Below are 26,165 nucleotides of genomic sequence, written 5' to 3' on the forward strand. Positions count from 1 at the left end.
CCGACAGGGAGCTGTCGTGACGTCGTCTGACGACCCGTATCTGATCATCTCCTCCGACTGCCACGCCGGGCTGCCCACCGAGGAGTACCGGCCCTATCTGGACGCCCGGTTCCACCGGGACTTCGACGAGTTCCTCACCGGGCGCGACCGCCGCCGGGAGGAGATGACCCGGCTCGGCATCCGCAACGAGGCGTTCGCCACCAAATGGTTCGAGGACAACGAGGAGGGGCTGCGCGGGGGCTGGGACACCGCGCAGCGCCTGAAGGAGCTGGACGGCGACGGGGTGGCCGCCGAGGTGGTCTTCCCGGACGCCGACGCGGTCGACAGCCGGACGGCGGCGCCCTTCGGGGTGGGCCTCGGCCTGTCCGGCGACCAGGACCCGGAGCTGGGCATGGCGGGCGCCCGGGCCCACAACCGCTGGCTGGCGGACTTCGTGTCGGAGCACCCCGAACGGCACTGCGGGGTCGCCCTGCTGCCCGTCACGGCACCGACGGACCGGGTCGTCGCCGAGGTGTACCGCGCGAAGGCGTCCGGCCTCGGCGCCCTGATGATCCCCTCCATGTGGGTCGACAAGGAGCCCTACCACGACCGCCGTTACGACCCGGTCTGGGCCGCGGCGGCCGAGTGCGCGATGCCGGTCCTCACCCACTCCGGGGCGGCCCCGCGCCACGAGTACGGCGATCATCTCGGCATCTACGTCAGCGAGGTGACGTGGTGGCCGGCCCGTCCGCTGTGGTTCCTGCTCTGGTCCGGCGTCTTCGAACGCCATCCCGGACTGAAGTTCGGTGTCGCCGAGTCGGGCTGCTGGTGGCTGCCGAACCTGCTGTGGTTCATGGACCGCCTCTACCTCGGCGCACACGGCGGCAAGAAGCTCTCCCCCTTCGAGGAGCTGAGGCGCCCGCCGCACGCGTACCTGGACCGGCAGGTGTTCGTCTGCGCCACCAACACCAAGCGCCGGGAACTCGCCCAGCGCTACGAGATCGGCGTCGACAACATCCTCTGGGGCAGCGACTTCCCCCACCCCGAGGGCACCTGGCCCGACACGCGCGCGTGGCTGCGCCGCACCTTCCACGACATCCCGGTGACCGAGACCCGCCGGATGCTCGGCCTCGCGGCGGCCGATGTCTTCGACTTCGACGTGGACCGCCTGACCCCGCTCGCCCGCCGTATCGGCCCCACCCCCGCCGACCTCGGCCAGCAGGCCGACCAGGCGGCGGTGGAGGCCTCCTGGGCCCGCTCGCGCGAGGTGGGCCGCCACTGGCTGACGGACAACGACTTCCCGACCCTGGGGGTGACGCGGTGACCGACCGCTACACGGTGATCTCGGCCGACTGCCACGCGGGCGCGGACCTCCTCGACTACAAGCCCTACCTGGACAAGCGCCACCACGACGACTTCGACGCCTGGGCGGCGACCTACGTCAACCCCTACGAGGACCTGCTAGCCGACTCGGCCGACCGGAACTGGAACTCCGCGCGGCGGCTCGCGGAGCTGGAGGAGGACGGGATCGTCGCGGAGGTGATCTTCCCGAACACCATCCCGCCGTTCTTCCCCTCCGGCTCCCTGATGGCCCCCGCACCGACGGCGGCCGAGTTCGAGCGCCGGTGGGCGGGCCTGCGCGCCCACAACCGCTGGCTGGCGGACTTCTGCGCCGCCGCGCCCGGTCGCCGGGCGGGTGTCTTCCAGATCCTCCTCAACGACGTGGACGAGGCCGTGAAGGAGATCCGCTGGTCGGTCACGGCGGGCCTGAAGGGCGGCCTTCTCCTGCCCGGAACACCCCCCGGCTCGGGCCTTCCCGAACTCCACGCGCGCGTGTACGACCCGATCTGGGCCGTCTGCGCGGAACTCGGCGTGCCCGTCAACCACCACGCGGGATCGGCGTCCCCGCCGCTCGGCGACGAACCCGCCGCCCGCGCGGTCTTCATGGTGGAGACGACCTGGTTCTCGCACCGCGCGCTGTGGCACCTGATCTTCGGCGGCGCCTTCCGCCGTCACCCGGACCTGAGACTGGTCCTCACCGAACAGGGCTCCGGCTGGATCCCGGGGGTCCTGGCCATGCTGGACTACTACCACGGCCGCATGCTGGCGGCCGCGACGAGGGCGACGACCGCCGAGTCGAAGTTCGGGGTGGGCCTCGCGGAGTCGATGGGCGAGCCGCCGTCGTCGGTGTGGCAGGAGAACTGCTTCGTCGGCGCCAGCTTCATGCGTCCGCACGAGGTGCCGCTGCGCGACCGCATCGGCCTCGACAGGATCATGTGGGGCAGCGACTACCCGCACGACGAGGGAACCTATCCGTACACGAGGGAGGGCCTGCGGTTCGCTTTCGCCGGCGTCCCACGCGCCGAACTCGCGGCGATGCTGGGCGGCAACGCGGCCCGCGTCTACGGCTTCGACCTGGACCTCCTGGACCCGGTCGCGGCGAAGGTGGGACCGACGGTGGCCGAGATCGCCGAGCCGTTGCCGGACCCGCCGGCGGACGCGACCAGCCCGGTGTTCGCACGGGGGGCCTCGGTACGGGTCTGGTGACGTCGGTGCGGCGGAAGGACACCTCGGGGTGCGATCCTCCCTGCTGTGACGGAACCAACGCACGACAACGAGGCCCATGGGGGAGCCCTCGGCTCCCGGCTCAACTGGCTGCGGGCGGCCGTACTGGGTGCGAACGACGGCATCGTCTCGACGGCGGGGATCGTCGTGGGTGTGGCAGGGGCGACGGGCGACCGGAACGCGCTGCTGACGGCGGGCCTGGCGGGGCTGCTCGCCGGGTCGATGTCGATGGCGGCGGGCGAGTACGTGTCGGTGTCCACCCAGCGCGACTCGGAACTGGCCGCACTGGCGTTGGAGAAACGCGAACTGAAGGAGCAGCCGGAGGCGGAGCTGGAGGAGCTGACCGAGCTGCTGGAGCGGCGGGGCCTGTCGCGGGAGGTGGCCCGGGAGGCGGCCGCCCAGCTGACGGAACGGGACGCGCTGAGGGCACACGCGCGCGTGGAGCTCGGCATCGACCCGGACGAGCTGACCAATCCGTGGCACGCGGCGCTCGCCAGCTTCCTGGCGTTCACGGTGGGGGCGCTGCTGCCACTGCTGGCGATCGTGCTGCCACCCGCCGACTGGCGGCTGCCGGTGACGGTGGTGTCGGTACTGGCGGCGCTGGTCCTGACGGGATGGAGCAGCGCGCGGTCGGGCGCCGCGGCGGTGGGCCCGGCGGTGCTGCGGAACGTCGCGGGCGGGGCGCTGGCCATGGGGGTCACTTATGCGGCGGGGAGCCTGCTGGGGGCGGTGGGGGTATGAGGGTCAGTCGATGGTGAGGCGGTCCGGGGGGAAGAGCTCGGTGCCTCGGACCTGGTCGCAGGAGTAGAGGTCGATCTTGAGGTGGGACAGAGGCGCCAGAGGGGTCAGATCGATGGGGCCACAGTGCGAGAAACTGACGAGTTCCAGGGTGGGCAGCTCGGCGAGGTCGGAAATGTGGTTCACATGCTCAGTCTTGCTGAGATGGACCTCGGTCAGTCCCTGGTGGCACAGCACGTCGGCGAGGTCAACGACGGGCACGCCGATTATCTGGAGCTTCTTCAGAGGAGAGAACGGACCAGCCGAAAGGAAATGACGCCACTGCCGCTCCTTGTTGACTGAGAGCCATTCCAGAGAAGTCAGCGATTCAAGGCCGGCCAGTTCCATGTTGTGCGCCTCCAGGAAGAATCCGATACCCGTGAGTCGAGGCGCGAAACTCAGCTCGCCCACGCTTGTCTCCGTGGCCGCGAAGTCGAACGTCAGATGGCGGAGATCCGGTAGTTCGGTCAGGGGCGAAAGTGAGAGCTTCGTGGCAGGTCGGTATACATGCAACTCGGTGAGAGGAAGCCCGGAGAGAACGCTGAGATCGGTGACGGCCTTGCAGCCGTCGATGGTCAACATCCGAAGATGTGGCAGCTTTCCAAGCGGCGAGAAGTCGCGGATCACGTCATTGTCTATCAATCCCAGGAACTTGAGGGGCGTATGCGCGAGGACTGCCGGTCGAATAACGTGGTCACCTTTCAGGAACAAGTCGGTGAGGTGGGGAAGGCGCGGCAGAAGCGCGATTTGCTCGGCGTGCTCCATGCTGAGCATGTCTTCAGACGTGACGGCGCCGTCAAGGATCGCCTCGAAATACTCGATGGTGTCGAACGTTGACCAGGCGGAGTTGAGTTCGGAGCGTACGAGCCGCCGCTCATCGGAACGGAATCGGGTCAGGATCCCCAGCGCAGGGTTCCCCCCGATCAACCGCGCCGTACGTACCACCCCCGCTGCTTCCCGCGCCGTCAACCCGTCAGGCCCCGGTAACAGCTCCAGAACCAGTTCCCCGACCCGCGCAAGGGCTTCCGCCTGCTCGAACGACCGCGGCGGCAACAACTCCCCCGTCCTCGCCTCCACCTCCCGCCTCACCTCGGGCTCCAGCTCCGGCGCATGCTCCAGACTCGCCGCGGCCAGCAGTACCAGCCGCTCCCGGTACTTCCGCACCTTCTCCGCCCGACGCAACAACTGCCGTAGCAGCCGCGTCCGTTCCTCCACGCGCGCGTGCCCCACGGCCATCCGTACGACGTCGTCCCACTGGTCGTCATGCGCGTTGCGCACCAGCACCCCGAAGTCCCGCGCCTCCACCGCGGCCTTCGCACCCAGGTAGTCCTGAAAGGTGCGGTGGACGAAGTCGAGGTACCCCGGCACAGGCTCCCGGAGCAGTCCGCTACGGATCAGCAGATGCGAGAAGACCTGCCCCGCGTCCCCCTGCTCCCGCACCTGGGGCATGGCCGCGAGCCACTCCTCCAGCATGCCGACGACTTCGTCCCGCGCCGCCTCCGCCTGCCCGTTCCGGATCATCCAGTAGGCAAGCCGCTGCAACAGCGCGGTCTGCTCGTCCCGCGACAGGGAGACCCCCTCCACCGAGGCGATCTGCCGCTCCGTGTCCCGCCGTACCAGCAGCATGTCGAGGGCCGCGTCGTACAACTCCTTCCGCGCCCGCGGCAGCCGCATCCGCCGGTCCCGGTTCAGCGCACACAGCAGCGCACACATCAACGGGTTCGTGGCCAGCCGCCCGAGATCCCGCCGCGTCGCCACCGCCTCGTTCAGGCTCGCCTCGTAACGGGCGAGCAGCTCCGACTCGGCGGCCTCCGCCCCGCACTCCAACCGCGCCGCGTCATGCCAGTGGCGTAAGAACGCCCTGATGTCGTCCCGCTCCATTGGCAACAAGGTGTGCGCGGTGAACCCCAGCCCGGCCGGCCAGTCCTCCGGAACCGCGGACGGCCGTGTCGTCACCACGTACCGCGCCCGGGGGAACGCGGTGACCAGCGACCGCAGCCAGTTCTCCGTGCGCTCGCGCAACCGCGCCGGCACCTCGTCGACGCCGTCCACCAGGACCAGCGCCCGGCCACTCACCAGGAGCCCCTCGACCCAGCCGTCGGGAGCGCCCAGCGGCACCCCCGACGCGGACAGAAAGTCCGCCGGCATCGGCAGCCCCTCCGGCGTACGGAACGACCGCAGACGCAGCACGAACGGCACGCACCGGTTCCAGTCCGCCAGCTCCGCCCCGAAACTCTGCCGCGCCGAGTTCAGCGCCAGCCACTGGAGCAACGTGGACTTGCCCGACCCCGCCGGCCCCCGTAACAGCAACCGATGCCCCGCCGTCGCAAGCGCCTGTTCCACCTTCACCGGCGTCGGCGGCGCCTCCGGCATGCCCTCGCGCCGGGGTTCGTAGTGCCGCTCTCCGCTCACCGCGAGGCTCAGATAGGCCGTCTCAAGCGACCACTCGGCCCGCCGTCGACCACCGAGCGTCACCCCGAACAGCTCCAGCCGCGCGTGCATGGAGGCGACGTATTCCGCGTACCGCCCCTCGAAACCGGCCGCGCCCCTGCCCCCGCCCCCGGCCCAGGACCCGGCCGCCTCCCTTTCCCGCAACAGCCTCCCGGTCCTCCGGGTCTGCTCCACCGCCGCCCGCGCCGCGAAGGACGGATGTGTGGTGAGCTGCTCCACCAGGTGCTCGCAGCACAGGCCCAGCAACTCCTCGTACAGCCCCTGCGCCCGCTCTGCCAAGTCCGCCACCGGCCGCCGCAGTTCTCCCGCCAGCCGCTCCGGGTCGAGGTCCGCGGCGAACAGCCGGGGCGCGTCCAGCGCGTCCGCCGCCGCGAACGTGTCCTGTACGGCCGTCACCGCCGCGAGCCGCTCATGCTCCGGCAATCCGGTGTACGCCCCCTCGATGCGCCCGCCCAGCACCCGAGCCAGTCGATCCGGCTCCGCCGGCCTCGGCAGCGGTCGTACCGGATCCGGCACCAGACCCGCCCCCGGCGCCCGCGTGAGCAGGGACTTCGCGACCGTCTGGGCCACCGTCGACGCCAGCCGGACCAGCACCACCTCAAGACCCTGCATTCCCCGGCCTCCCCCTGTCGCCGCCCTCGGAATCGTAGGTCCGGCGGCCCACCCGTTGGCAGAGGTCGCCAACAAGCAAGCGCATACCGCCGGTCATACTTGTGGGTAACAACGTCTAGCCCCAGCCGACCAGCGGTTCTACGGTGCCTGCATGCCGAACCTGCCCGATGTCGTGCTGTGGTCGATACCCGCCTTCGTGCTGCTCGCCGTGATCGAGGTGATCAGCTACCGCATCCATCCCGACGACGACGCCGAGGGATACGAGGCCAAGGACGCGGCCACGAGCGTCGGCATGGGACTCGGGTCGATCTTCTTCGACTTCGTCTGGAAGATCCCGATCGTCGCGATCTACACGGCGATATACGAGCTCACCCCGCTGCGCGTCCCCGTCCTGTGGTGGACGGTCCTGCTGATGCTGTTCGCGCAGGACTTCCTCTACTACTGGTCCCACCGCGGCCACCATGTCATCCGCCTCCTGTGGGCCTGCCACGTCGTCCACCACTCCAGCAAGAAGTTCAACCTCACCACCGCGCTGCGCCAGCCCTGGACCTCGCTGACCGTCTGGCCGTTCTACGTCCCGCTCGTCGCCGCCGGTGTGCACCCGGCCGCGCTCGCCTTCTGCTCCTCCGCGAACCTCGTCTACCAGTTCTGGATCCACACCGAGCGCATCGACAAGATGCCCAGGTGGTTCGAGTTCGTGTTCAACACGCCGTCCCACCACCGGGTGCACCACGCCTCCCAGGGCGGGTACCTGGACCGCAACTTCGGGGGGATCCTCATCATCTGGGACCGGCTGTTCGGGTCCTGGGTGCCGGAGCTCGAGCGGCCCGTGTACGGGTTGACGAAGAACATCGACACGTTCAACCCGATCAAGGTGGCCACCCATGAGTACATGGCCATCGGCAGGGACCTGAAGGCCGCCCGAAGCTGGCGGGAGCGGGCCGGGCGGGTGTTCCGGGGGCCGGGCTGGGCGCCGGCGGCCGTCGTGGAGCAGACCGAGGAGTCCGTGGCCGCGTGAGAGCACCCCGGGTGCTGCTGGCCGCGTTCGTCCTGGCCACGGCCGTCGACCTCGTCTCCCTCCTCGTCGGCTTCCGCGCCGGGCATCTGGCCGCCAAGCCGCTGCTCATGCCCCTGCTCGCCGCGTACGCCGCCCGCGCGGGCGGCCCGCGGCTCCTCGTCGCCGCCCTGCTGTGCGGCTGGGGCGGCGACGTCCTGCTCCTCTCCGACACCGGTCCCGCCTTCATGGCGGGCATGGCCTCCTTCGCCGCCGGACACGTCTGCTACCTGGTCCTGTTTCGCCGCTGCGGCCCGCCACGCGCGCGTGCGCGTCTCCTCGCCCCCGCCTACGCCGCCGCTCTCGTCACCCTGGTCGTCCTGCTGTGGCCGGACCTGCCCGCGGGCCTCCGCGTCCCCGTCGCCGGCTACAGCACGCTCCTCACCGCCATGGCGTACACCGCGGCCGCCCGGCTCCGCCCGGCCGCGGCGCTCGGCGGCGCGCTCTTCATGCTCTCCGACACCCTCATCGCGACCGGCGTCGCCGACTGGCCGCAGCTGCCGAGGCCCGACTTCTGGATCATGCTCACCTATGCGGCCGCGCAGTTCCTGCTGGTCCGGGGCACCCTCGACGCGCGACCGGCACCGGTCACGGCGTACCGTGAAGTGCGCTCTGCCACCCCTTGAGCGCACTCACGACACCGCACGAGAAGGACCCTCGCCATGCGCGCCACCACCATCCACGCCCCGTACGACATGCGCGTGGAGGACGTACCCGAGCCCGTGGTGCAGCTGCCCACCGACGCCGTCGTACGGGTGCTGCGCGCCTGTATCTGCGGCAGCGACCTGTGGGCCTACAAGGGCGAGTCGGCCCGGCAGCCGGGCCAGCGCATCGGACACGAGTTCCTCGGCGTCGTCGAGGACACCGGCTCCGAGGTGGGCACGGTGAAGCGCGGGGACCTCGTGGTCGCCCCCTTCATGTGGTCCGACGGCGTCTGCGACTACTGCCGGGAGGGCCTGACGACCTCCTGCGAGCACGGCGGCTTCTGGGGCGCCGTGGGCTACGACGGCGGCCAGGGCGAGGCCGTGCGGGTCCCGTTCGCCGACGGCACCCTGGTCCGGCTCCCCAAGGACGCGGCCTCCGACGACCACCTGCTGTCCGCCCTGCTGACCCTCTCCGACGTGCTCGGCACCGGCCACCACGCGGCCCTCGGCGCGGGCGTCCGTCCCGGTGCCACGGTCGCCGTCGTCGGGGACGGCGCGGTCGGTCTGTGCGCCGTGCTGGCCGCCAAGCGGCTGGGTGCCGAGCGGATCATCGCGCTCGGCCGGCACGAGGTCCGTACCGACATCGCGCGCCGCTTCGGCGCCACCGACGTCGTCGCCGAGCGCGGGGACGCGGCCGTGGAGGCCGTCCGCGCGCTCACCCGCGGTCAGGGCGCGCACTGCGTCGTCGAGGCCGTCGGCACCGAGCAGTCCATGCGGACGGCCGTCGACATCGCCCGGGACGGCGGCGCGATCGGTTTCGTCGGCGTGCCGCACGGCAGCGGCACCGGACTGGACCTCGGCGTCATGTTCGACCGGAACATCGCCCTGCGCGGCGGTGTCGCCCCGGTCCGCGCCTACATTCCCGACCTGCTGCCCGACGTCCTCGACGGCACCATCGACCCGTCGCCCGTCTTCGACCTGACCGTCGGCATCGAGGGCGTGCCCGACGGCTACAAGGCGATGGACGAACGCACCGCCCTGAAGGTGCTCGTCACCAACGGCTGAATCACGGCTGGATCGACTGCTTGATCAACGACTTGATCAACGGCTTGATCAACGTCCGGCTCCATACTTGATCAAGTCCATCTGATCGGCAGCGGCAGCGCCGTCAGCACCCCCGACACCGCGACCACCACCCCCAGCACGGCCACCTCGGCCCGCGCCGGGACGTACGCGGTCAGCGGATCGGCAGCACGGCGCAGCCGGAACCGTGCCCACAGGGCGAGCGCGGCGACGGCGGCGACGAGGACCACCTTGGCCAGCAGGGTGCGCCCGTACGCCGTCGTCGTCAGCTGGTCCAGGATCGTGCCCGCGGGCATCCGCCGCAGCGAACTCCACACGCCCGTCGCGGTGATGGCCGCCAGCAGCACGGCGGCCACGCGCGCGTAGAGCCCGAGCAGCGCGGCCCCGGCCTCCCGGCCGTCCCACCGCCGCAGTGTGCGCAGCGCGTGCAGCAGACCGCCCACCCACAGCGTCGCGCACGTCAGATGCACCAGCGTCAGCGCCGAGCCGAGCAACGGACTGTGCTCCGGCGCCGGATGAGCGCGCAGCGCCTCGGCGACGGCCACCGCGGCCAGCGGCCACACCTGGGAGGCCGGGCGGCGCGAGCGGGCGCACAGCCCGGCCAGCAGAAAGGCGTTGACCTCCAGCAGCGCCAACTTGCCGTCGCGCGACCGGTACAGGCCGCCCACGTCGATGTCGGCGAGACCGTGCGGCACCAGGTTGCCCGTCGACACGACCGAGGCCAGCCCCAGCGCGGCCGCGAAACCGGCGCCGGCCGCGAACACCGCCCAGCTGTACGGCCGTTCGGCCGGGGCGTCCGGCAGCCGGCGGGCCAGCCGGTCCACGAACAGCTCGCCCGACGACGCACACAGGGCGGCGAACATCACCCCGCGCAGCAACGCGATGCCGCTCACCCCCGGCGCCGCCGCCTCCCCGGTGTCGTGCAATGCGACGGACGGCCCGAGCAGCGGCACCAGTGCGGCCAGAGCCACCAGGACCAGGACGGCGACGGCCCGGCCGGTCCCGGGACGTCCGGCGGGGCCGCGCGCGGCCACCTCGGCGGTCGGTCGTGTCAACGTCACCCCATGATCTCCACCAGCCATGACAGAACCGGGCAACCAAAGGAAAACAGCTGACGGTACGGCAATCCACCTATTCGTACGTTTCCGGCCACACCGGGATGCGCGGTCGTCCCCTGGCGGCTACGCCCAGCGCGCCGGATCCGAACCCCACGGCACGGGCGGTCGTGCCCAGTCCGACGGGCCGCCCGTGAAGGACAACGGCGGCCGTGCGTACCGCAGTCGCCCCAGCGCGCTGTCCGTCTCGGCGAGCCAGGCGTCCGGGCCCTCGTACGGCTCACCGGCCTCGGTGCCCGGCTCGATCTCCGCCATGAGCCACCTCGCGGTGCGCGCCAGGGCCAGCCGCACGAACCTGCTGCCGCCGTCGTACGACTGCTCGGTCAGCGCCCGCAGTACCCCCGCCGCCAGCAGGTACCCGGTGCCGTGGTCCAGCGCCTGAGCGGGCAGTGCGCCCGGCCGCTCCGCCGAACCCTCGACCTCCGCGATGCCGGTGGCCACCTGGACCAGACTGTCGAAGCCGCGCCGCCCTCCCCACGGCCCGTACGCGCCCCACGCCGACACCTGGGCCACCACCAGTCCGGGCCGCCGCGCGGCCAGCGCCTCGGGGGAGAGCCCGAACCGGTCCAGGGTGCCCGGCCGGTAGCCGGTGACCACGACGTCCGCCGCGGCCAGCAGTTCCTCGAAAGCCGCCCGGCCGGTCCTCAGGTCGAGCGTCGCCGACCGCTTCCCGAAACCCGTGTCGGCGTGCTGGTCGGGGAGTTCGGGCAGCCATGGCGCGTCCAGGCGCAGCACGTCCGCGCCCAGCAGCCCCAGCGTGCGCGTCGCGACCGGGCCGGCCAGCACCCGGGTCAGATCCAGGACGCGCAGCCCGGCCGCGGGCAGCAGGGGAGAGGCGCCGGCGTCGAGCGGTGCGAGCACGCGCGCGTGCGCGGCGTCCAGCCTGCCCCGCTCGACCAGCGGACGGGCGGCCACCTCGGCGGCCTGCTCGTGCCCGGACCACTCCTTCGGCGAGCGCAGCGCCACGGCGAGCCCGCCGCTGCCGTAGACCGCGTCCTCCACCTCCGGTGCGGTCCGCTCGGCGATCCGCGCCGCCACGTCCTCGACCGCGGCATCCTCCGGCAGTCCCAGCGCGCTCAGCAACCGTGCCCTGTGGTGCGGGTAGTTGGCGTGGGTGCGCACCCAGCCGTCGGCGGTGCGCCAGAACCGGGACAGCGGGGAGAACTGCACGGGAGCCCGCCCGTCGACCAGTACCTGCCGCTCACTGGTGAACGCGGCCGCCACGGCCCCGTCGTCCACCCGGACCTCCGGCACCTCCGCCGCCCCGGTCCGCCGTGCCCCCAGTTCGGCGGCGGCCAGCGCGCACACGCCGACACACGCGCGTGCGAGCTGCTGTACCGGAAGGTGTGCTTGGAGTGTGCCCTCACGTGCCACGGTCGTGATCCGCGCGGGCAGCGACGGATCGCCGCCCAGCGCGGACCATGCGTAGTTGATTCCAGTCATGACTGCACTATGCATTATTGATTGAATCAATATATGGACGCGCCCCGAAGTCATCGGTCAACCCGGGGCGTGTCCGGCCGCTACCGGGTCACCGCGGCCAGCGCGTCGGCCGTGCCCCAGCCGTAGAAACCGTTGTGGTTCTTCGAGCCCTGGCACACTGCGTCGATCTTGCCGTCGCCGTTGATGTCGTACGGGTCGGTGCACGGCGTGGCGGTCGCCTCGGTGTACAGCAGGGCCTTCACCAGGGCGGGGGAGGCATGCGGATGGGTTGACTTGATCAATGCGGCGACGCCCACGACATGCGGGGTCGCCATCGACGTTCCCGCCATGTAGCCCCACCTGCCGCCCGGCAGCGGACCCAGGATCAGACCGCTGGTCGCCGGAGGTTCCGGCGTCTGGTAGGCCGTCGCGTCGCCGCCGGGCGCGGCGATGTCGATGACCCCGAGGCCGTAGTTGGAGAAGGAGGACTTGAGGCCCTTCGCGCCGGTCGCCGCGACCGTGACGACGCCCGGCAGCTGGGTCGGTATGTCGAAGCACTTGTGCGGGTCGATCACCCGGTCGCGCGGTGTGCCGTCGTTCGGCGACACCGGGTCGGTGATCGAGTCGGAGGCCAGGTCGTAGCTCTCGTTGCCGGCCGCCGCCACATTGACGGTGCCCTTCTTCTCCGCGAACAGGGAGGCCCGGGTGATGGCGTCGACGAGCGCCTTCTGGTCCGGGTCGTCGACGCAGTTGAAGTACCAGGGGTCGGTGTAATAGCTGTTGTTGGTGACGTCGATGTGGTGCTCGGCCGCCCAGACGAAACCGCAGACCACGGCCTCGGTGTAGAAGTAGCCCGCCGATGTGGCGACCTTGATGCCCGCCACCTTGACGCCCGGCGCCACGCCGGTGATGCCGATCCCGTTCTTGGCGCCCGCGATCTCACCCGCCACGTGCGTGCCGTGCGGGCTCTCGGTCGAGCTGGGCCGCCAGGCGCCGTACGTCGTGTCCGGCTTGCCCGAGACACAGTTGGTGGACGCGGCCGCGTCGAAGTTGGGGGCGATGTCCGGGTGGGTGTCGTCCACGCCGGTGTCGATGACGGCGACGGTGACCTTCGGGCTGCCCAGGGTCACCTCGTGCGCCTTGTCGGCCTTGATGGCGGGCAGATCCCACTGCAGCGGCTCCAGCGGGTCCTGCCCGTCGGTCGCCTGTGCGTCCGCCCGTGCCACCTGCTCGGAGCTGAGCACCTGGGGCGTGCCGACGTCCGTGGTCGACTGGGCGGGGAGCGGCGCGTTGCGGGTGGCCCCGGCCGAGTCCACGCCTGGCACCTTGCGGATGATCATGGCGAAGTCGGCATTCGACGAGTGGACGACGATCACGCCGATCTCGTCGTACGCGATCACCACCGAGCCGCCGGCCCGCTCGATCGCTCTCTGGACGCGTTCCGACGTGCCGTGCCCGGGGCGGACGTTGACCACATAGCTGAGCGATGTCCCGTCGCCGCTGTCGGCCGACGGCGAGACGGCGGCCGCGGACGCCGAGACGTTGGGCAGGAACGCGAGGGCCGCGGCCATGGCCATGCCGAGCGGGACGGCGAGTACGCGGCGGTGGCGGGACTGGAGCACTGTCATCTGTGGGAGCCTCCGGTTCGTTCGCGAAACGGGCATGCCGTGCGGGAAGTGCTGCTGGGCGGTGGTCACTTGACCGCGCGGAGCGCGTCGACGACACCGGCGCCGTAGAAGCCGTTGACGTGCTTGCCGCCCACGCAGGTGGCGTCCACGACGCCGTCGCCGTCCCCGTCGTAGGGGCCCGCCGGGCAGCCCGGGTTGTCCGCCTCGGCCTTGAGCAGGGCCTGCAGCTGGGCCGGGCCGGCGTGCGGGTGGGCCGACTTCAGCAGCGCGGCCACCGCGGCCACGTGCGGGGTCGCCATCGAGGTGCCCTGGAGGAAGCCGTACTGGTCGTTCGGCAGGGTGGACAGGATGCGGCCGTTCTTCGACGGCGTGTCCGGGATCTGGTACTTGTCGCCGCCGGGACCCGCCACGTCGATGACGCCCAGTCCGTAGCTGGAGTAGTAGGACTTGGTGTCGTTGACGCCGACCGCGCTCACGGTGACCACACCGGGCAGCTGGGTCGGCACGTCGAAGCACTTGTGCGGGTCGACCGTCCGGGGCGTGGCCGTCGAGTCGTCGGGGCTGGAGTCGTCGACGAGGGCGTGCGAGTCCAGGTCGTCGTTCGAGTTGCCCGCCGCGGCCACATTGAGCGTGCCCCTGCTCTGGGCGTACAGCTGCGCCCTGTTGACCGCGTCAACGATGGCACGTTGATCCGGGTCGTCCATGCAGTTGTACAGCCATGGATCAACGTAGTAGCTGTTGTTGGTGATCTGGATGCCGTGGTCGGCGGCGAACACGAAGGCGCAGACGACGCTCTCCGGGTAGAACAGCTGCGTCGAGTCGGGCTGTGCGACGGTGATGCTCGCGACCTTCACCCCCGGTGCCACGCCCGCCACGCCGATGCCGTTTCGGGCGGCGGCTATCTCACCGGCGACATGTGTGCCGTGGTAGTGCGCGGAGTCCGCCGGCCGCCAGGAGCCGTACGTCGTGTCCGCCTTGCCGCTCACACAGTTCGCGGACTGGGAGGCGGAGAAGTTCGGGGCGATGTCCGGGTGGGTGTCGTCGACGCCGGTGTCGATGATCCCGACGGTCACCGAGCGGCTCCCCGGATCGATCGCGGCGGCCTTGTCGGCGCCGATCGCCCGTAGGTCCCACTGGTCGGCCTCGAGGGGCTCCTGACCCGTCGTCGACCTCTGCTCGACCTTCGCGGCCTCGGCCTTCGACAGGACCTGTACGGCACCCTCGTCCGTGGTCCCCGCCGCGCTCAGCGGAGCCGTCCGGGTGGCCCCCGCCGACTGCACCCCGCGCACCGCGCGCATCGCCACGCCGAAGTCCGGGTTCGCCGAGTGCACGACGATCACACCGATCCTGTCGTACGACACGACGACCGTGCCGCCGTTGCGGGCGATCGCCTGCCGCACCGACTCGATCGTGCGGTGATCCGTCCTGGTGTTGACGACGTAGGCCAGGTTCGGCCCGTCCGCCGACCGTGCCGCCGGGGCCGTCACCGGTGCCGCGGAGGCCGCTGTCGGCAGCAGGCCGAGCGAGGCGGTCAGCGACAGGGCGACCGGGACGGCGAGCGCCAGCCCGCGTCTGGAACGCAGATGAGCCATGGGGTCTCCACATCATCCGGGACATCAGCCGAAACCGAAACCGCCCAAGACGCGAGTGGCGCTTGGGCAGGTACATGACGGGTGGTGCAGGGCGAAGCTATCTCCCGCACTCACCGGCCAGCAATGACCAAAGGCGACTCACGCGGACGACTTCCGAAAGAACCCGGGCGAGTTGAACCCGCCCACGCGTGGCGCCGTGACCTTGAGCAGGGAGCCGCAGCAGGATCGAGGCCCCCCGTCGGTATCACTTACGGGAGTCGCTCCATTACTCCCGGTGGGTGAGCCAAGTGTCTGTGAGGTCAGAATCCGCATGTCCGTATCGCGAGGAGACTCCGTGGCTACCGAGACACCACCGCCCTCGAACACGCAGACCCGGCACCCCTCCAGCGAGGAGTTCGCCGAGGTGCAGCAGAGTCCGGAGTTCGCCGAACTGCGGCACTCCCACCGCTCCTTCGCCTTCCCGCTGACCTTCGCCTTCATCGCCTGGTACCTGCTGTACGTCCTGCTCTCCAACTACGCGGACGGGTTCATGGGCACCAAGGTCGTCGGCAACATCAACGTGGCCCTCGTCCTCGGCCTCGCCCAGTTCCTCACCACGTTCCTCATCGCCTGGTGGTACTCACGGCACGCCGCCGCCAAGCTCGACCCCAAGGCCGAGGCCATCAAGTCCCGGATGGAGGGCGGCGCATGAGCCCCGCACAGCACACCACCCTGCTCGCCGCCGGTGAGGCGAGCCAGCACCGGGCGCTGATCATCACCCTGTTCTCGGTGTTCGTCGCCGCGACCCTCGTCATCACCGTCTGGGCCGGCCGCCAGACCAAGGACGCCGCCGACTTCTACGCGGGCGGCCGCCAGTTCACCGGTTTCCAGAACGGCCTCGCCGTCTCCGGCGACTACATGTCCGCCGCGTCCTTCCTCGGCATCGCCGGCGCCATCGCCCTCTTCGGCTACGACGGCTTCCTCTACTCGATCGGCTTCCTGGTCGCCTGGCTCGTCGCGCTCCTCCTGGTCGCCGAACCGCTGCGCAACTCCGGCCGCTACACCATGGGCGACGTCCTGGCGTACCGCATGCGCCAGCGCCCCGTCCGCACGGCCGCCGGCACCTCCACGATCGTCGTCTCGATCTTCTACCTCCTCGCCCAGATGGCGGGAGCGGGCGTCCTCGTCTCCCTCCTCCTCGGTATCACCAGCGACGGCGGCAAGATCGCCATCGTCGCCCTGGTCGGCGTCCTGATGATCGTCTACGTCACCATCGGCGGCATGAAGGGCACCACCTGGGTCCAGATGGTCAAGGCCGTGCTCCTCATCGCGGGCGCCCTGCTGCTGACCTTCATGGTCCTGGCCAAGTTCCACTTCAACGTCTCCGACCTGCTCGGCAAGGCCGCCGACAACAGCGGCAAGGGATCCGCCTTCCTGGAGCCCGGCCTCAAGTACGGCGCCACCGGCACCAGCAAGCTGGACTTCCTCTCCCTCGGCATCGCCCTGGTCCTGGGCACCGCCGGCCTGCCGCACATCCTGATCCGCTTCTACACCGTGCCCACGGCGAAGGCGGCCCGGAAGTCGGTCCTCTGGGCGATCGGCCTGATCGGCACCTTCTACCTGATGACCCTGGCCCTCGGCTTCGGCGCCGCCGCGCTGATCAAACCGGACGAGATCATCGCCTCCAACAAGTCCGGCAACACCGCCGCCCCGCTGCTCGCCCTGCACCTGGGCGGCGTCGACTCCAACTGGGGCGCGATCCTGCTGGCCACCATCTCGGCGGTGGCCTTCGCGACGATCCTCGCGGTGGTCGCCGGCCTGACCCTCGCTTCGTCCTCCTCCTTCGCCCACGACATCTATGCGAACGTCATCAAGAAGGGGCAGGCCACCGAGAAGCAGGAGCTGGGCGCGGCCCGCTGGGCCACCGTCGGCATCGGCGCGGTCTCGATCGCCCTCGGCGCCCTCGCCCGCGACCTGAACGTCGCAGGCCTGGTCGCCCTCGCCTTCGCGGTAGCCGCCTCCGCCAACCTGCCGACCATCCTCTACAGCCTCTTCTGGAAGCGGTTCACCACCGCCGGGGCCCTCTGGTCGATCTACGGCGGCCTGGTCACCGCGGTCGGCCTGGTCCTCTTCTCACCGGTGGTGTCCGGCAAGGAGTCGTCGATGTTCCCGGGCGTCGACTTCCACTGGTTCCCGCTGGAGAACCCGGGCATCATCTCGATCCCGGTCGGATTCCTTCTCGGCGTCCTGGGCACTCTGTTGTCCAAGGAGGTCCCGGACACCGCGAAGTACGCAGAGCTGGAGGTGCGGTCCCTGACCGGCACCGGGGCGCACTGAACCTTCGTACGACTGGCCGCGTCGACGGGATCGTAGGGTCCTACGACGCGGCCGCGTCGTACCTCGTGGCATCGGGCCACTCGCGTTGTCAGCGCCGTCACGTAGGCTCACAAGTGACGGCGAAGAACCGGTCAGGAACGAGGGAGGGGGCCCACAGTGCTCATCGACACATACGGCCGAGTGGCCACCGACCTGAGAGTGTCGCTGACCGACCGGTGCAATCTGCGCTGTACGTACTGCATGCCCGAGGAGGGCCTGCAGTGGCTGGCCAAGCCCGACCTGCTCACGGACGACGAGATCGTCCGCCTCATCGACATCGCCGTGCGCCTGCTGGGCATCGAGGAGGTCCGCTTCACCGGCGGTGAGCCGCTGCTGCGCCCCGGCCTGGTCGGCATCGTGGAGCGGGTGGCGGCGCTGGCCCCCCGCCCCCAGATGTCCCTGACGACCAATGGCATCGGCCTGCGCCGCACCGCGACGGCCCTGAAGGCGGCCGGCCTCGACCGGGTCAACGTCTCCCTCGACACGCTCCGCCCCGACGTCTTCAAGACCCTCACCCGCCGCGACCGCCACGGGGACGTCCTCGACGGCCTCCAGGCCGCCCACGACGCAGGCCTCACCCCGGTCAAGGTCAACACGGTCCTGATGCCGGGCCTGAACGAGGACGAGGCCCCCGACCTGCTGGCCTGGGCGGTGGCGCACGGCTACGAGCTGCGTTTCATCGAGCAGATGCCCCTGGACGCCCAGCACGGCTGGAAGCGCGACAGCATGGTCACGGCCGGGGACATCCTGGCCTCGCTCCGCACCCGCTTCGACCTCGCCCCCGAGGGCGCGGACGACCGTGGCTCGGCCCCGGCGGAGCGCTGGCTGGTCGACGGCGGACCGCACCGTGTCGGCGTGATCGCCTCGGTCACCCGCCCGTTCTGCGCGGCCTGCGACCGCACCCGCCTCACGGCCGACGGCCAGATACGGACCTGCCTGTTCGCCAGGGAGGAGACGGACCTGCGCGGCGCGCTGCGCTCGGGCGGCTCCGACGAGGAGATCGCCCGCATCTGGCGGTTGGCGATGTGGGGGAAGAAGGCGGGGGCAGGCCTGGACGATCCCTCGTTCGTCCAGCCGGATCGGCCGATGTCCGCGATCGGCGGCTAGGACGGCCTTCCGTTCAGTCCCCCCGTTCCTCCCACTCCCTCAACAACACGACATCCTTAAGAAACCCCCGCACGCTCAGGAACTGCGACAGATGCTCCCGGTGCTCCCCACAGGCGAGCCAGGTCTTGCGCCGCTCCGGGGTGTGGATCTTGGGGTTGTTCCACGCGAGCACCCACTCCGCGTCGGCGTGGCACCCCTTCGCCGAACAGACAACAACGTCACTCACTGCTTCGTCTCGCACTGCTTCGTCTCGCAAGAAAGCCCCGCAAACAAGGCGACGCCGAGCAGCCACGGGGGGAGCTGCCCGGCGTCGGTCCGTCGCTCCGACGGGGGATGCGGAGCGCGTACGCAGTATGTCATGGGTCACCCTTGGCCCGGCACTGGAACAGCACGATTGATCTGAGCTTTTCTTGAGCATTGTCCGGAGCTGCCGTCCGTTTACGCAGCGTCCCCGTACTCAGACCGCCTCCGGCCGCTCGCCGCGCACCCCCGCCGCCGGATCCGCCACCACGTCTTCCGGGACGGATTCCGTGTGCGGGTCCTCCGCACGCGGCGGTGCGATCATCGGCCTGGTCGGGGCGATGTCGAACGTCGAAGGAAGCGAGGGCGGCCGTTCCCGGCCCGCGTTGGCGATGACGACCGCGACATAGGGGAGCAGCGCCCCGAGCACCAGCGCCACGACGGCGACGTACCGTTCGACGTTCCACAACGTGGCCGCGAGGATCACCGACACGGTCCGGACACTCATCGAGATGACATACCGACGCTGCCGGCCGCGCACATCCTCCGCCAGGCCGGTCCGGGCTCCGGTGATCCGGAACACCTGGACGTTGCCGCCGGCGCGCTGCTTCCGCATCACATTCCACCATCCGCCCGCATCGGACTCTCCCCGGCCCGTACCCTGTCCGCACCCGTTCGGGGAACCGGGCCAGGACTGATTCCACGTTACGCCGCGCCTGCGCCGCCTTCGAGACCGGGTCGCCCTCCCGCCTGCGTGAACGCCCTGCGCCGTACCGCGTACGGGCGTACCGACATGCGCCGTACGGAGGACGGACCGAGACTTGGCGTAATGCTCACGTCGAGCCGTACCAGGAGGCAGCCATGGGTTGGTTGTGGGCGATCATCGTGGGATTCGTGCTGGGCCTGATCGCGAAGGCGATCATCCCCGGCAAGCAGCACAGCCCCCTCTGGCTGACGACGATCTTCGGCATGCTGGGCGCGATCGCCGGAAACGCGATCGCCCGCGCGGTGGGCGTCGCGGCGACACCGGGCATCGACTGGACCCGTCATCTGTTCCAGCTGGTCGCCGCGATCATCATCGTGGCCCTGGGCGACATGGCGTACGTGTCGACCGTGGGCAAGCGAAGGCATCGAGTCTGAGCTGTAGCGCCCCGTCAGGGGCGCGGGGAACTGCGCGACCAGCCACAACCGACCGGCACTCCGCAACGCACCCGCACCCCTACGGCGCCTACGAACCGGCGCCTACGAACCCACGACCTCGACAGCCGCCAGGTTCTTCTTCCCCCGCCGCAGCACCAGCCACCGCCCGTGCAGCAGCTCGTCCCCGGAGGGCACCGCGTCCTCGGCGGTCACCTTCACGTTGTTCACGTAGGCCCCGCCCTCCTTCACGGTCCGCCGGGCGGCGGACTTGCTGGCCACCAGCCCGACCTCGGCGAACAGGTCGACCACCGGCCCCAGCTCGGTGACCTGGACATGCGGCACCTCGGCCAGCGCGGCGGCCAGCGTCCGATCGTCCAGCTCCGCCAGCTCACCCTGCCCGAACAGCGCCTTGGACGCGGCAATCACCGCGGCCGTCTGGTCGGCCCCGTGGACGAGCGTGGTCAGCTCCTCCGCCAGCGCCCGCTGCGCGGCCCGTGCCTGCGGCCGCTCCTGCGTCTGCTTCTCCAGCTCCTCAAGCTTCTCGCGGGACTTGAAGGACAGGATCCGCAGGTACGTCGAGATGTCCCGGTCGTCCACGTTCAGCCAGAACTGGTAGAACGCGTACGGCGTCGTCATCTCGGCGTCGAGCCAGATGGCGCCGCCCTCGGTCTTGCCGAACTTGGTGCCGTCCGCCTTGGTCATCAGCGGCGTCGCCAGCGCGTGCACGCTCGCGTGCGGCTCCAGGCGGTGGATCAGGTCCAGGCCGGCCGTGAGGTTGCCCCACTGGTCGCTGCCGCCCTGCTGGAGGGTGCAGCCGTACCGCCGGAAGAGCTGGAGGAAGTCCATGCCCTGGAGGATCTGGTAGCTGAACTCCGTGTAGCTGATGCCCTGGTCGGACTCCAGGCGGCGGGCCACGGAGTCCTTGGTCAGCATCTTGTTGACGCGGAAGTGCTTGCCGATGTCCCGCAGGAACTCGATGGCGGAGAGGCCCTCGGTCCAGTCGAGGTTGTTGACCATGACGGCCGCGTTCTCGCCCTCGAAGGACAGGAACGGCTCGATCTGGGCGCGGAGCTTGCCGACCCAGCCGGCGACCGTCTCGGGGGCGTTCAGCGTGCGCTCGGCCGTCGGGCGCGGGTCGCCGATCAGACCCGTCGCACCGCCCACCAGCGCCAGCGGCCGGTGCCCGGCCTGCTGGAGCCGGCGCACGGTGAGCACCTGCACCAGGTGCCCGACGTGCAGGGACGGCGCGGTCGGGTCGAAACCGCAATAGAACGTGACGGGACCGTCCGCGAGAGCCTTGCGCAAAGCGTCCTCGTCAGTGGACAGGGCGAACAGCCCCCGCCACTTCAGCTCGTCGACGATGTCCGTCACGGTTCTCGTATCTCCTTGGATGATCTTCGTTTGATCTCTGGGCAGCCGTGCGACCACCGGCTACGAGGTTATACGCCCTGGCTGACAGAGCTCATATTGAAGTCGGGCACCCTCAGCGCGGGCATCGCAGCCCTAGTGAACCAGTCGCTCCACTCCCTCGGCAGCGTCTTTTCCGTGCGCCCGGCCTCCGTGGCCCGCCCCAGCAGGTCCACCGGCGACTCGTTGAACCGGAAGTTGTTCACCTGCCCGGTGACCTGACCGTTCTCCACCAGGTAGACGCCGTCCCGGGTCAGACCGGTGAGCAGCAGGGTCGCCGGGTCCACCTCGCGGATGTACCAGAGGCAGGTCAGCAGCAGCCCGCGCTCGGTGGCGGCGACCATGTCCTCCAGGGAGCGGTCCTCGCCGCCGTCCAGGATCAGGTTCCCGCCCACCGGGGCGACCGGCAGCCCGGTGAGACCGGCACTGTGCCGGGTGGTCGTCAGGTGCTTCAGCTCGCCGCCCGAGACCCACTCGGTGGCGGTGACCGGCAGCCCGTTGTCGAAGACGGACTGGTCGCCGCCGGAGGAGTGCGCGACGACGAAGGGCGCGGACTCCAGGCCCGGCTCGTTCGGGTCGGTGCGCAGCGTCAGCGGCAGATCGGTCAGCTTCTCGCCGACGCGGGTGCCGCCGCCCGGCTTGGAGAACACCGTCCGCCCCTCGGCCGCGTCCCGCCCGGAAGCCGACCACAGCTGGTAGATCAGCAGGTCGGCCACGGCGGTCGGCGGCAGCAGCGTCTCGTAGCGTCCGGCCGGCAGGTCCACGCGCCGTTCGGCCCAGCCGAGCCGTACGGCCAGCTCCGCGTCGAGCGCGCCCGGGTCGACGTCCTTGAAGTCCCGGGTGGACCGCCCGGCCCAGGCCGACCGGGTGCGGTCCGGGGACTTGGCGTTCAGTTCCAGCGTGCCGGTGGGCTGGTCGTGCCGCAGCCGCAGCCCGGTCGAGGTGCCCAGGTACGTCGAGACCAGCTCGTGGTTGGCGAAGCCGTACAGCTCACGGCCGCCCGCACGCGCGCGTGCGAAGGCCTCACCGAGCGCCGGGGCGAAGTCGGCGAACACGGCGGAGGAGGTCTCGGCGGGCGCGTCCTTGAAGTCCGGTGCCTCCGCTACGCCCGTGACCAGCGGCTGGGCGTCCTCGGCGGCACCGGCGCCCCGCGCGGCGGCCTCGGCGGCCCGCACCAGCGGCTCCAGCTCGTCGGCGGTCACGGCCGAGCGGGACACCACACCCGAGGCCGTGCCCTCCTTGCCGTCGACGGTGGCGACGACGGTGAGCGAACGCCCGCGTGTGACGCCGTTCGTGGTCAGCGCGTTGCCGGCCCAGCGCAGGTTGGCGGTGGAGTGCTCGTCGGCGATCACCACACAGCCGTCGGCCCGGGACAGTTCCAGGGCCCGCTCGACGATCTCGTGCGGCTTGCTGCTGCGGGCGCTCATCGACCGGCCTCCTGCGTGGTGTTGAGGATGTTGACGCCCTTGAAGAGGGCCGAGGGACAGCCGTGGGACACCGCGGCGACCTGTCCGGGCTGGGCCTTGCCGCAGTTGAAGGCGCCGCCGAGGACATACGTCTGCGGACCGCCGACGGCCGTCATGGAGCCCCAGAAGTCGGTGGTCGTCGCCTGGTAGGCGACATCGCGCAGCTGCCCGGTGATCCGGCCGTTCTCGATCTTGAAGAACCGCTGCCCGGTGAACTGGAAGTTGTACCTCTGCATGTCGATCGACCAGGAACGGTCGCCGACGACGTAGATCCCGCGATCGACCCCGCCGATCAGACCCTCCGTCGACAGCCCGGCCGGATCCGGCTGAAGCGACACGTTGGCCATGCGCTGCACGGGCACATGCCCGGGGGAGTCGGCGTACGCGCATCCGTTGGAGCGGTCGAAGCCGGTCAGCTTCGCGATCCTGCGGTCCAGCTGGTAGCCGACGAGCGTGCCGTCCTTGACGAGGTCCCAGGACTGGCCCTCGACACCTTCGTCGTCGTACCCGATCGTCGCGAGTCCGTGCTCGGCGGTGCGGTCGCCGGTGACGTTCATCAGCTCGGAGCCGTACTTCAACTTGCCGAGCTGGTCGAAGGTGGCGAAGGAGGTACCGGCGTAGGCGGCCTCGTAGCCGAGCGCGCGGTCCAGCTCGGTGGCGTGGCCGATGGACTCGTGGATGGTCAGCCACAGGTTGGACGGGTCGACGACGAGGTCGTACAGCCCCGCCTCGACACTGGGCGCCCGCATCTTCTCGGCGAGCAGCTCCGGGATCTGCTCCAGCTCGCTCTCCCAGTCCCAGCCGGTGCCGGTGAGGTACTCCCAGCCGCGCCCTACCGGCGGCGCGATGGTGCGCATGGAGTCGAACTCGCCGCTGGACTCGTCGACGGACACGGCGGTCAGCTGCGGATGCAGCCGCACCCGCTGCTGCGTGGTCACGGTCCCCGCCGTATCGGCGTAGAACTTGTTCTCGTGCACGGTCAGCAGCGAGGCGTCGACATGATTGACCCCGTTCGCCGCCAGCAGTTGCGCGCTCCACTCCGTGAGCAGCGCCGCCTTCTCCTCGTCCGGCACGGAGAACGGGTCGATCTCGTACGACGAGACCCACGTCCTCTCCGCGTGCACCGGCTCGCCGGCCAGCTCCACCCGCTCGTCGGACCCGGCGGCCTTGATGACCTGCGCCGAGAGTTTCGCCATGGCCACCGCCTGCGAGGCGACCTTGGCGGCCGCGTCGAGGGTCAGGTCCACCCCCGACGCGAAGCCCCACGTACCGCCGTGCACGACCCGGACCGCGTACCCGAGGTCGGTGGTGTCCGAGGACCCGGCGGGCTTGGCGTCCCGCAGCCGCCAGGACGCGCTGCGCACCCGCTCGAACCGGAAGTCCGCGTGCGTGGCCCCGAGTGCACGCGCGCGTGCCAGCGCGGCGTCGGCCAGGGCCCTCAGTGGAAGTGCCAGAAACGACTGATCGATTTCATGGGGCACGGGTGGGAATCCCTTCGAGGTGCTTCTGTGGTGACCGTCACAGGCAGTGAATCATGTCCCGGACACGGGATTCCCGGGAAAAATTTCGGGGGCGAATCGGGGGCGAAGGGGGCGGCGGGAAGGCTCTCGGCCGACCGACGCGGGACACCCTCCGCGATGTACGACCGCCGGATGCCCGAAGCCGCACGCAAAGCGGGTTTGCCCGTCCGCGCTCCCGGAACGGCGGACCGGCCCGGCCGCCGACTGTAGAAACCCGACAGTGACACCCCCGAGCCACTGTCGGTGCCCGCTTGCCCGTGGAGATGGCGGGACCGATAGGTTTTCGATGAAGCCGCCTGTCATGCCAGCTGTTCGGGCGGGTCGTCAGACCGAACGAAAGGGTGATCCGTTGAGCCGCTCGGTTCTCGTCACTGGAGGCAACCGGGGCATCGGCCTCGCCATCGCCCGTGCTTTCGCCGACAACGGTGACAAGGTTGCCATCACGTACCGCTCGGGTGAGCCGCCGGCCGTCCTCAAGGAACTGGGCTGCCTCGCCGTCAAGTGCGACATCACCGACTCCGAGCAGGTGGAGCAGGCCTACAAGGAGATCGAGGACGCGCACGGCCCGGTCGAGGTCCTGATCGCCAACGCCGGCATCACCAAGGACACGCTCCTGATGCGCATGTCCGAGGAGGACTTCACCTCGGTCGTCGACACCAACCTCACCGGCACCTTCCGCGTGGTCAAGCGTGCCAACCGCGGCATGCTGCGCGCCAAGAAGGGCCGCGTCGTCCTCATCTCCTCGGTCGTCGGCCTCTACGGCGGCCCCGGCCAGGCCAACTACGCCGCCTCCAAGGCCGCCCTGGTCGGCTTCGCGCGGTCCCTCGCCCGTGAGCTGGGTTCGCGCAACATCACCTTCAACGTCGTCGCGCCCGGCTTCGTCGACACCGACATGACCAAGGTGCTCACCGACGAACAGCGCGCCACCATCGTGTCGCAGGTGCCGCTCGGCCGGTACGCGCAGCCCGAGGAGGTCGCCGCGACGGTGCGGTTCCTCGCCTCGGACGACGCCTCGTACATCACTGGAGCCGTCATCCCTGTTGACGGCGGACTGGGAATGGGTCACTGATCACCATGAGTGGAATCCTCGAGGGCAAGCGCATCCTGATCACGGGTGTGCTGATGGAGTCCTCCATCGCCTTCCACGCGGCCAAGCTGGCCCAGGAGCAGGGCGCCGAGATCATCCTCACCGCGTTCCCGCGGCCCACGCTGACCGAGCGCATCGCCAAGAAGCTCCCCAAGCCCACCAAGGTCATCGAGCTCGACGTCACCAACGACGAGCACCTCGGCCGGCTTGCCGACCTGGTCGGCGAGGAGCTCGGCGGCCTCGACGGTGTCGTCCACTCCATCGGCTTCGCCCCCCAGGACGCGCTCGGCGGCAACTTCCTCAACACCCCGTTCGAGTCCGTCGCCACCGCCATGCACGTCTCGGCGTACTCCCTGAAGTCGCTCACCATGGCCTGCCTGCCGCTGATGCAGAACGGCGGCTCGGTCGTCGGCCTCACCTTCGACGCCCAGTACGCCTGGCCGCAGTACGACTGGATGGGCCCGGCCAAGGCCGCCCTGGAGGCCACCAGCCGCTACATCGCGCGCGACCTGGGCAAGCAGAACATCCGCTGCAACCTCATCTCCGCCGGCCCGATCGGCTCCATGGCCGCCAAGTCCATCCCGGGCTTCAGCGACCTGGCCGCCGTCTGGGACCACCGCTCCCCGCTGGAGTGGGACCTCAAGGACCCCGAGCCGGCCGGCAAGGGCATCGTCGCCCTGCTGAGCGACTGGTTCCCGAAGACCACCGGCGAGATCATCCACGTCGACGGCGGTCTGCACGCCATCGGCGCCTGACCCGCAGCGCTCAGGAGCCGGCGTTCCACAGCCGGCGCTTCGGCGTCCGACAGCCGACGATCAAGAGGCCCGTTCCCTTCTCAGGGGGCGGGCCTCACCCGTTCGGTCCACCGGCCGGGCCGTCGCCGCCGCCACGGCGCACGCTGGATTACGCGATCACCGCGAC

General features: G+C 70.4%; 22 protein-coding genes. 12 read left to right on the forward strand and 10 right to left on the reverse strand.

The window, feature by feature from the left end:
• Positions 1 to 16: 16 nt before the first annotated feature.
• The 3 genes from ACIRR9_RS39410 to ACIRR9_RS39420 are packed head-to-tail and all read left to right on the forward strand — an operon-like array spanning position 17 to position 3,285.
• On the forward strand, positions 17 to 1,303 hold the full coding sequence (locus tag ACIRR9_RS39410; protein WP_403762470.1) for an amidohydrolase family protein: 1,287 nt from the start codon (positions 17 to 19) through the stop codon (positions 1,301 to 1,303).
• Positions 1,300 to 2,526: an amidohydrolase family protein gene (locus ACIRR9_RS39415; RefSeq protein WP_403762473.1), complete on the forward strand. Its 1,227-nt coding sequence runs from the start codon at positions 1,300 to 1,302 to the stop codon at positions 2,524 to 2,526. The genes ACIRR9_RS39410 and ACIRR9_RS39415 overlap by 4 nt, the downstream gene beginning before the upstream one ends.
• Before the next feature lie 45 nt (positions 2,527 to 2,571).
• Positions 2,572 to 3,285 carry a VIT family protein gene (locus ACIRR9_RS39420; RefSeq protein WP_365337264.1) on the forward strand — a complete coding sequence of 238 codons (714 nt, stop codon included), beginning with the start codon at positions 2,572 to 2,574 and terminating at the stop codon, positions 3,283 to 3,285.
• A 3-nt stretch (positions 3,286 to 3,288) separates the two neighbouring features.
• Here the strand turns inward: ACIRR9_RS39420 and ACIRR9_RS39425 are convergent, their stop codons facing one another.
• A complete protein-coding gene (locus ACIRR9_RS39425) occupies positions 3,289 to 6,369 on the reverse strand; it encodes an NACHT domain-containing protein (RefSeq protein WP_403762476.1) in 3,081 nt (1,026 codons plus the stop codon).
• A 166-nt stretch (positions 6,370 to 6,535) separates the two neighbouring features.
• Between ACIRR9_RS39425 and ACIRR9_RS39430 the strand changes: the two genes are divergently transcribed.
• The 3 genes from ACIRR9_RS39430 to ACIRR9_RS39440 are packed head-to-tail and all read left to right on the forward strand — an operon-like array spanning position 6,536 to position 9,147.
• Positions 6,536 to 7,402, forward strand: a complete 867-nt coding sequence (locus ACIRR9_RS39430; protein WP_403762479.1) for a sterol desaturase family protein — start codon at positions 6,536 to 6,538, stop codon at positions 7,400 to 7,402.
• Positions 7,399 to 8,064: a lysoplasmalogenase gene (locus ACIRR9_RS39435; protein ID WP_403762482.1), complete on the forward strand. Its 666-nt coding sequence runs from the start codon at positions 7,399 to 7,401 to the stop codon at positions 8,062 to 8,064. Before ACIRR9_RS39430 ends, ACIRR9_RS39435 begins: the two co-directional genes overlap by 4 nt.
• 36 nt (positions 8,065 to 8,100) lie before the next feature.
• Complete coding sequence (locus tag ACIRR9_RS39440) at positions 8,101 to 9,147, forward strand: zinc-dependent alcohol dehydrogenase family protein (RefSeq protein WP_384568931.1); 1,047 nt, start codon at positions 8,101 to 8,103, stop codon at positions 9,145 to 9,147.
• Between the two features lie 71 nt (positions 9,148 to 9,218).
• Here the strand turns inward: ACIRR9_RS39440 and ACIRR9_RS39445 are convergent, their stop codons facing one another.
• The 4 genes from ACIRR9_RS39445 to ACIRR9_RS39460 all read right to left on the reverse strand — a co-directional run bounded on the left by ACIRR9_RS39445 (position 9,219) and on the right by ACIRR9_RS39460 (position 14,922).
• Entirely contained in the window at positions 9,219 to 10,226 is a 1,008-nt protein-coding gene (locus tag ACIRR9_RS39445) for a CopD family protein (RefSeq protein ID WP_403762485.1), read from the reverse strand.
• A 120-nt stretch (positions 10,227 to 10,346) separates the two neighbouring features.
• The gene (locus ACIRR9_RS39450; RefSeq protein WP_403762487.1) at positions 10,347 to 11,723 is read right to left on the reverse strand and encodes a CoA transferase; all 1,377 of its coding nucleotides are present in this window, start codon (positions 11,721 to 11,723) and stop codon (positions 10,347 to 10,349) included.
• Between the two features lie 80 nt (positions 11,724 to 11,803).
• Entirely contained in the window at positions 11,804 to 13,330 is a 1,527-nt protein-coding gene (locus ACIRR9_RS39455; protein ID WP_403762490.1) for a S8 family peptidase, read from the reverse strand.
• A gap of 65 nt (positions 13,331 to 13,395) precedes the next feature.
• The gene (locus ACIRR9_RS39460; RefSeq protein ID WP_403762493.1) at positions 13,396 to 14,922 is read right to left on the reverse strand and encodes a S8 family peptidase; all 1,527 of its coding nucleotides are present in this window, start codon (positions 14,920 to 14,922) and stop codon (positions 13,396 to 13,398) included.
• A 334-nt stretch (positions 14,923 to 15,256) separates the two neighbouring features.
• Here ACIRR9_RS39460 and ACIRR9_RS39465 point away from each other — a divergent pair, with 334 nt between their 5' ends.
• The 3 genes from ACIRR9_RS39465 (at position 15,257) to moaA (ending at position 18,384) form a co-directional block, all read left to right on the forward strand.
• Positions 15,257 to 15,613 (forward strand): DUF485 domain-containing protein, encoded by a 357-nt coding sequence (locus tag ACIRR9_RS39465; protein WP_403762496.1) that lies wholly within the window; start codon positions 15,257 to 15,259, stop codon positions 15,611 to 15,613.
• Positions 15,610 to 17,238, forward strand: coding sequence for a cation acetate symporter (locus ACIRR9_RS39470; RefSeq protein ID WP_403762498.1), 1,629 nt, complete (start codon positions 15,610 to 15,612; stop codon positions 17,236 to 17,238). The genes ACIRR9_RS39465 and ACIRR9_RS39470 overlap by 4 nt, the downstream gene beginning before the upstream one ends.
• A gap of 156 nt (positions 17,239 to 17,394) precedes the next feature.
• Complete coding sequence (gene moaA, locus ACIRR9_RS39475; RefSeq protein ID WP_365337245.1) at positions 17,395 to 18,384, forward strand: GTP 3',8-cyclase MoaA; 990 nt, start codon at positions 17,395 to 17,397, stop codon at positions 18,382 to 18,384.
• A gap of 13 nt (positions 18,385 to 18,397) precedes the next feature.
• On the opposite strand, the gene ACIRR9_RS39480 is transcribed toward moaA, so the two are convergent.
• Together ACIRR9_RS39480 and ACIRR9_RS39485 are read right to left on the reverse strand one after the other, a co-directional pair.
• Positions 18,398 to 18,610, reverse strand: a complete 213-nt coding sequence (locus ACIRR9_RS39480; RefSeq protein ID WP_403762501.1) for a hypothetical protein — start codon at positions 18,608 to 18,610, stop codon at positions 18,398 to 18,400.
• A 231-nt stretch (positions 18,611 to 18,841) separates the two neighbouring features.
• Positions 18,842 to 19,240: a DUF3099 domain-containing protein gene (locus ACIRR9_RS39485; protein ID WP_403762504.1), complete on the reverse strand. Its 399-nt coding sequence runs from the start codon at positions 19,238 to 19,240 to the stop codon at positions 18,842 to 18,844.
• 245 nt (positions 19,241 to 19,485) lie between these two features.
• Here ACIRR9_RS39485 and ACIRR9_RS39490 point away from each other — a divergent pair, with 245 nt between their 5' ends.
• Positions 19,486 to 19,764 (forward strand): GlsB/YeaQ/YmgE family stress response membrane protein, encoded by a 279-nt coding sequence (locus tag ACIRR9_RS39490; protein WP_123978182.1) that lies wholly within the window; start codon positions 19,486 to 19,488, stop codon positions 19,762 to 19,764.
• A 102-nt stretch (positions 19,765 to 19,866) separates the two neighbouring features.
• On the opposite strand, the gene tyrS is transcribed toward ACIRR9_RS39490, so the two are convergent.
• The 3 genes from tyrS to ACIRR9_RS39505 all read right to left on the reverse strand — a co-directional run bounded on the left by tyrS (position 19,867) and on the right by ACIRR9_RS39505 (position 24,118).
• The gene (gene tyrS, locus ACIRR9_RS39495) at positions 19,867 to 21,135 is read right to left on the reverse strand and encodes a tyrosine--tRNA ligase (protein WP_403762507.1); all 1,269 of its coding nucleotides are present in this window, start codon (positions 21,133 to 21,135) and stop codon (positions 19,867 to 19,869) included.
• 68 nt (positions 21,136 to 21,203) lie between these two features.
• Positions 21,204 to 22,598: a metallopeptidase TldD-related protein gene (locus ACIRR9_RS39500; RefSeq protein WP_365337235.1), complete on the reverse strand. Its 1,395-nt coding sequence runs from the start codon at positions 22,596 to 22,598 to the stop codon at positions 21,204 to 21,206.
• Positions 22,595 to 24,118 (reverse strand): TldD/PmbA family protein, encoded by a 1,524-nt coding sequence (locus ACIRR9_RS39505; RefSeq protein WP_365337233.1) that lies wholly within the window; start codon positions 24,116 to 24,118, stop codon positions 22,595 to 22,597. Before ACIRR9_RS39505 ends, ACIRR9_RS39500 begins: the two co-directional genes overlap by 4 nt.
• A 388-nt stretch (positions 24,119 to 24,506) precedes the next feature.
• Here ACIRR9_RS39505 and fabG point away from each other — a divergent pair, with 388 nt between their 5' ends.
• On the forward strand, positions 24,507 to 25,226 hold the full coding sequence (gene fabG / locus ACIRR9_RS39510; RefSeq protein WP_123978186.1) for a 3-oxoacyl-[acyl-carrier-protein] reductase: 720 nt from the start codon (positions 24,507 to 24,509) through the stop codon (positions 25,224 to 25,226).
• Between the two features lie 5 nt (positions 25,227 to 25,231).
• Positions 25,232 to 25,999, forward strand: coding sequence for an enoyl-ACP reductase FabI (gene fabI / locus ACIRR9_RS39515; RefSeq protein WP_046727988.1), 768 nt, complete (start codon positions 25,232 to 25,234; stop codon positions 25,997 to 25,999).
• Positions 26,000 to 26,165 lie beyond the last annotated feature (166 nt).

The sequence above is a fragment of the Streptomyces sp. NPDC101234 genome, from assembly GCF_044767525.1.
In the GTDB taxonomy this organism is placed as follows: domain Bacteria; phylum Actinomycetota; class Actinomycetes; order Streptomycetales; family Streptomycetaceae; genus Streptomyces; species Streptomyces sasae.

What these genes read in the sequence shown, in the direction of transcription:
- ACIRR9_RS39440 (WP_384568931.1), top strand. Translation starts at nt 8,101, where the DNA reads ATGCGCGCCACCACCATCCACGCCCCGTACGACATGCGCGTGGAGGAC.
- ACIRR9_RS39450 (WP_403762487.1), bottom strand. Translation starts at nt 11,723, where the DNA reads ATGACTGGAATCAACTACGCATGGTCCGCGCTGGGCGGCGATCCGTCG.
- ACIRR9_RS39455 (WP_403762490.1), bottom strand. Translation starts at nt 13,330, where the DNA reads ATGACAGTGCTCCAGTCCCGCCACCGCCGCGTACTCGCCGTCCCGCTC.
- ACIRR9_RS39460 (WP_403762493.1), bottom strand. Translation starts at nt 14,922, where the DNA reads ATGGCTCATCTGCGTTCCAGACGCGGGCTGGCGCTCGCCGTCCCGGTC.
- ACIRR9_RS39490 (WP_123978182.1), top strand. Translation starts at nt 19,486, where the DNA reads ATGGGTTGGTTGTGGGCGATCATCGTGGGATTCGTGCTGGGCCTGATC.
- ACIRR9_RS39430 (WP_403762479.1), top strand. Translation starts at nt 6,536, where the DNA reads ATGCCGAACCTGCCCGATGTCGTGCTGTGGTCGATACCCGCCTTCGTG.
- ACIRR9_RS39485 (WP_403762504.1), bottom strand. Translation starts at nt 19,240, where the DNA reads ATGCGGAAGCAGCGCGCCGGCGGCAACGTCCAGGTGTTCCGGATCACC.
- ACIRR9_RS39470 (WP_403762498.1), top strand. Translation starts at nt 15,610, where the DNA reads ATGAGCCCCGCACAGCACACCACCCTGCTCGCCGCCGGTGAGGCGAGC.
- fabI (WP_046727988.1), top strand. Translation starts at nt 25,232, where the DNA reads ATGAGTGGAATCCTCGAGGGCAAGCGCATCCTGATCACGGGTGTGCTG.
- ACIRR9_RS39500 (WP_365337235.1), bottom strand. Translation starts at nt 22,598, where the DNA reads ATGAGCGCCCGCAGCAGCAAGCCGCACGAGATCGTCGAGCGGGCCCTG.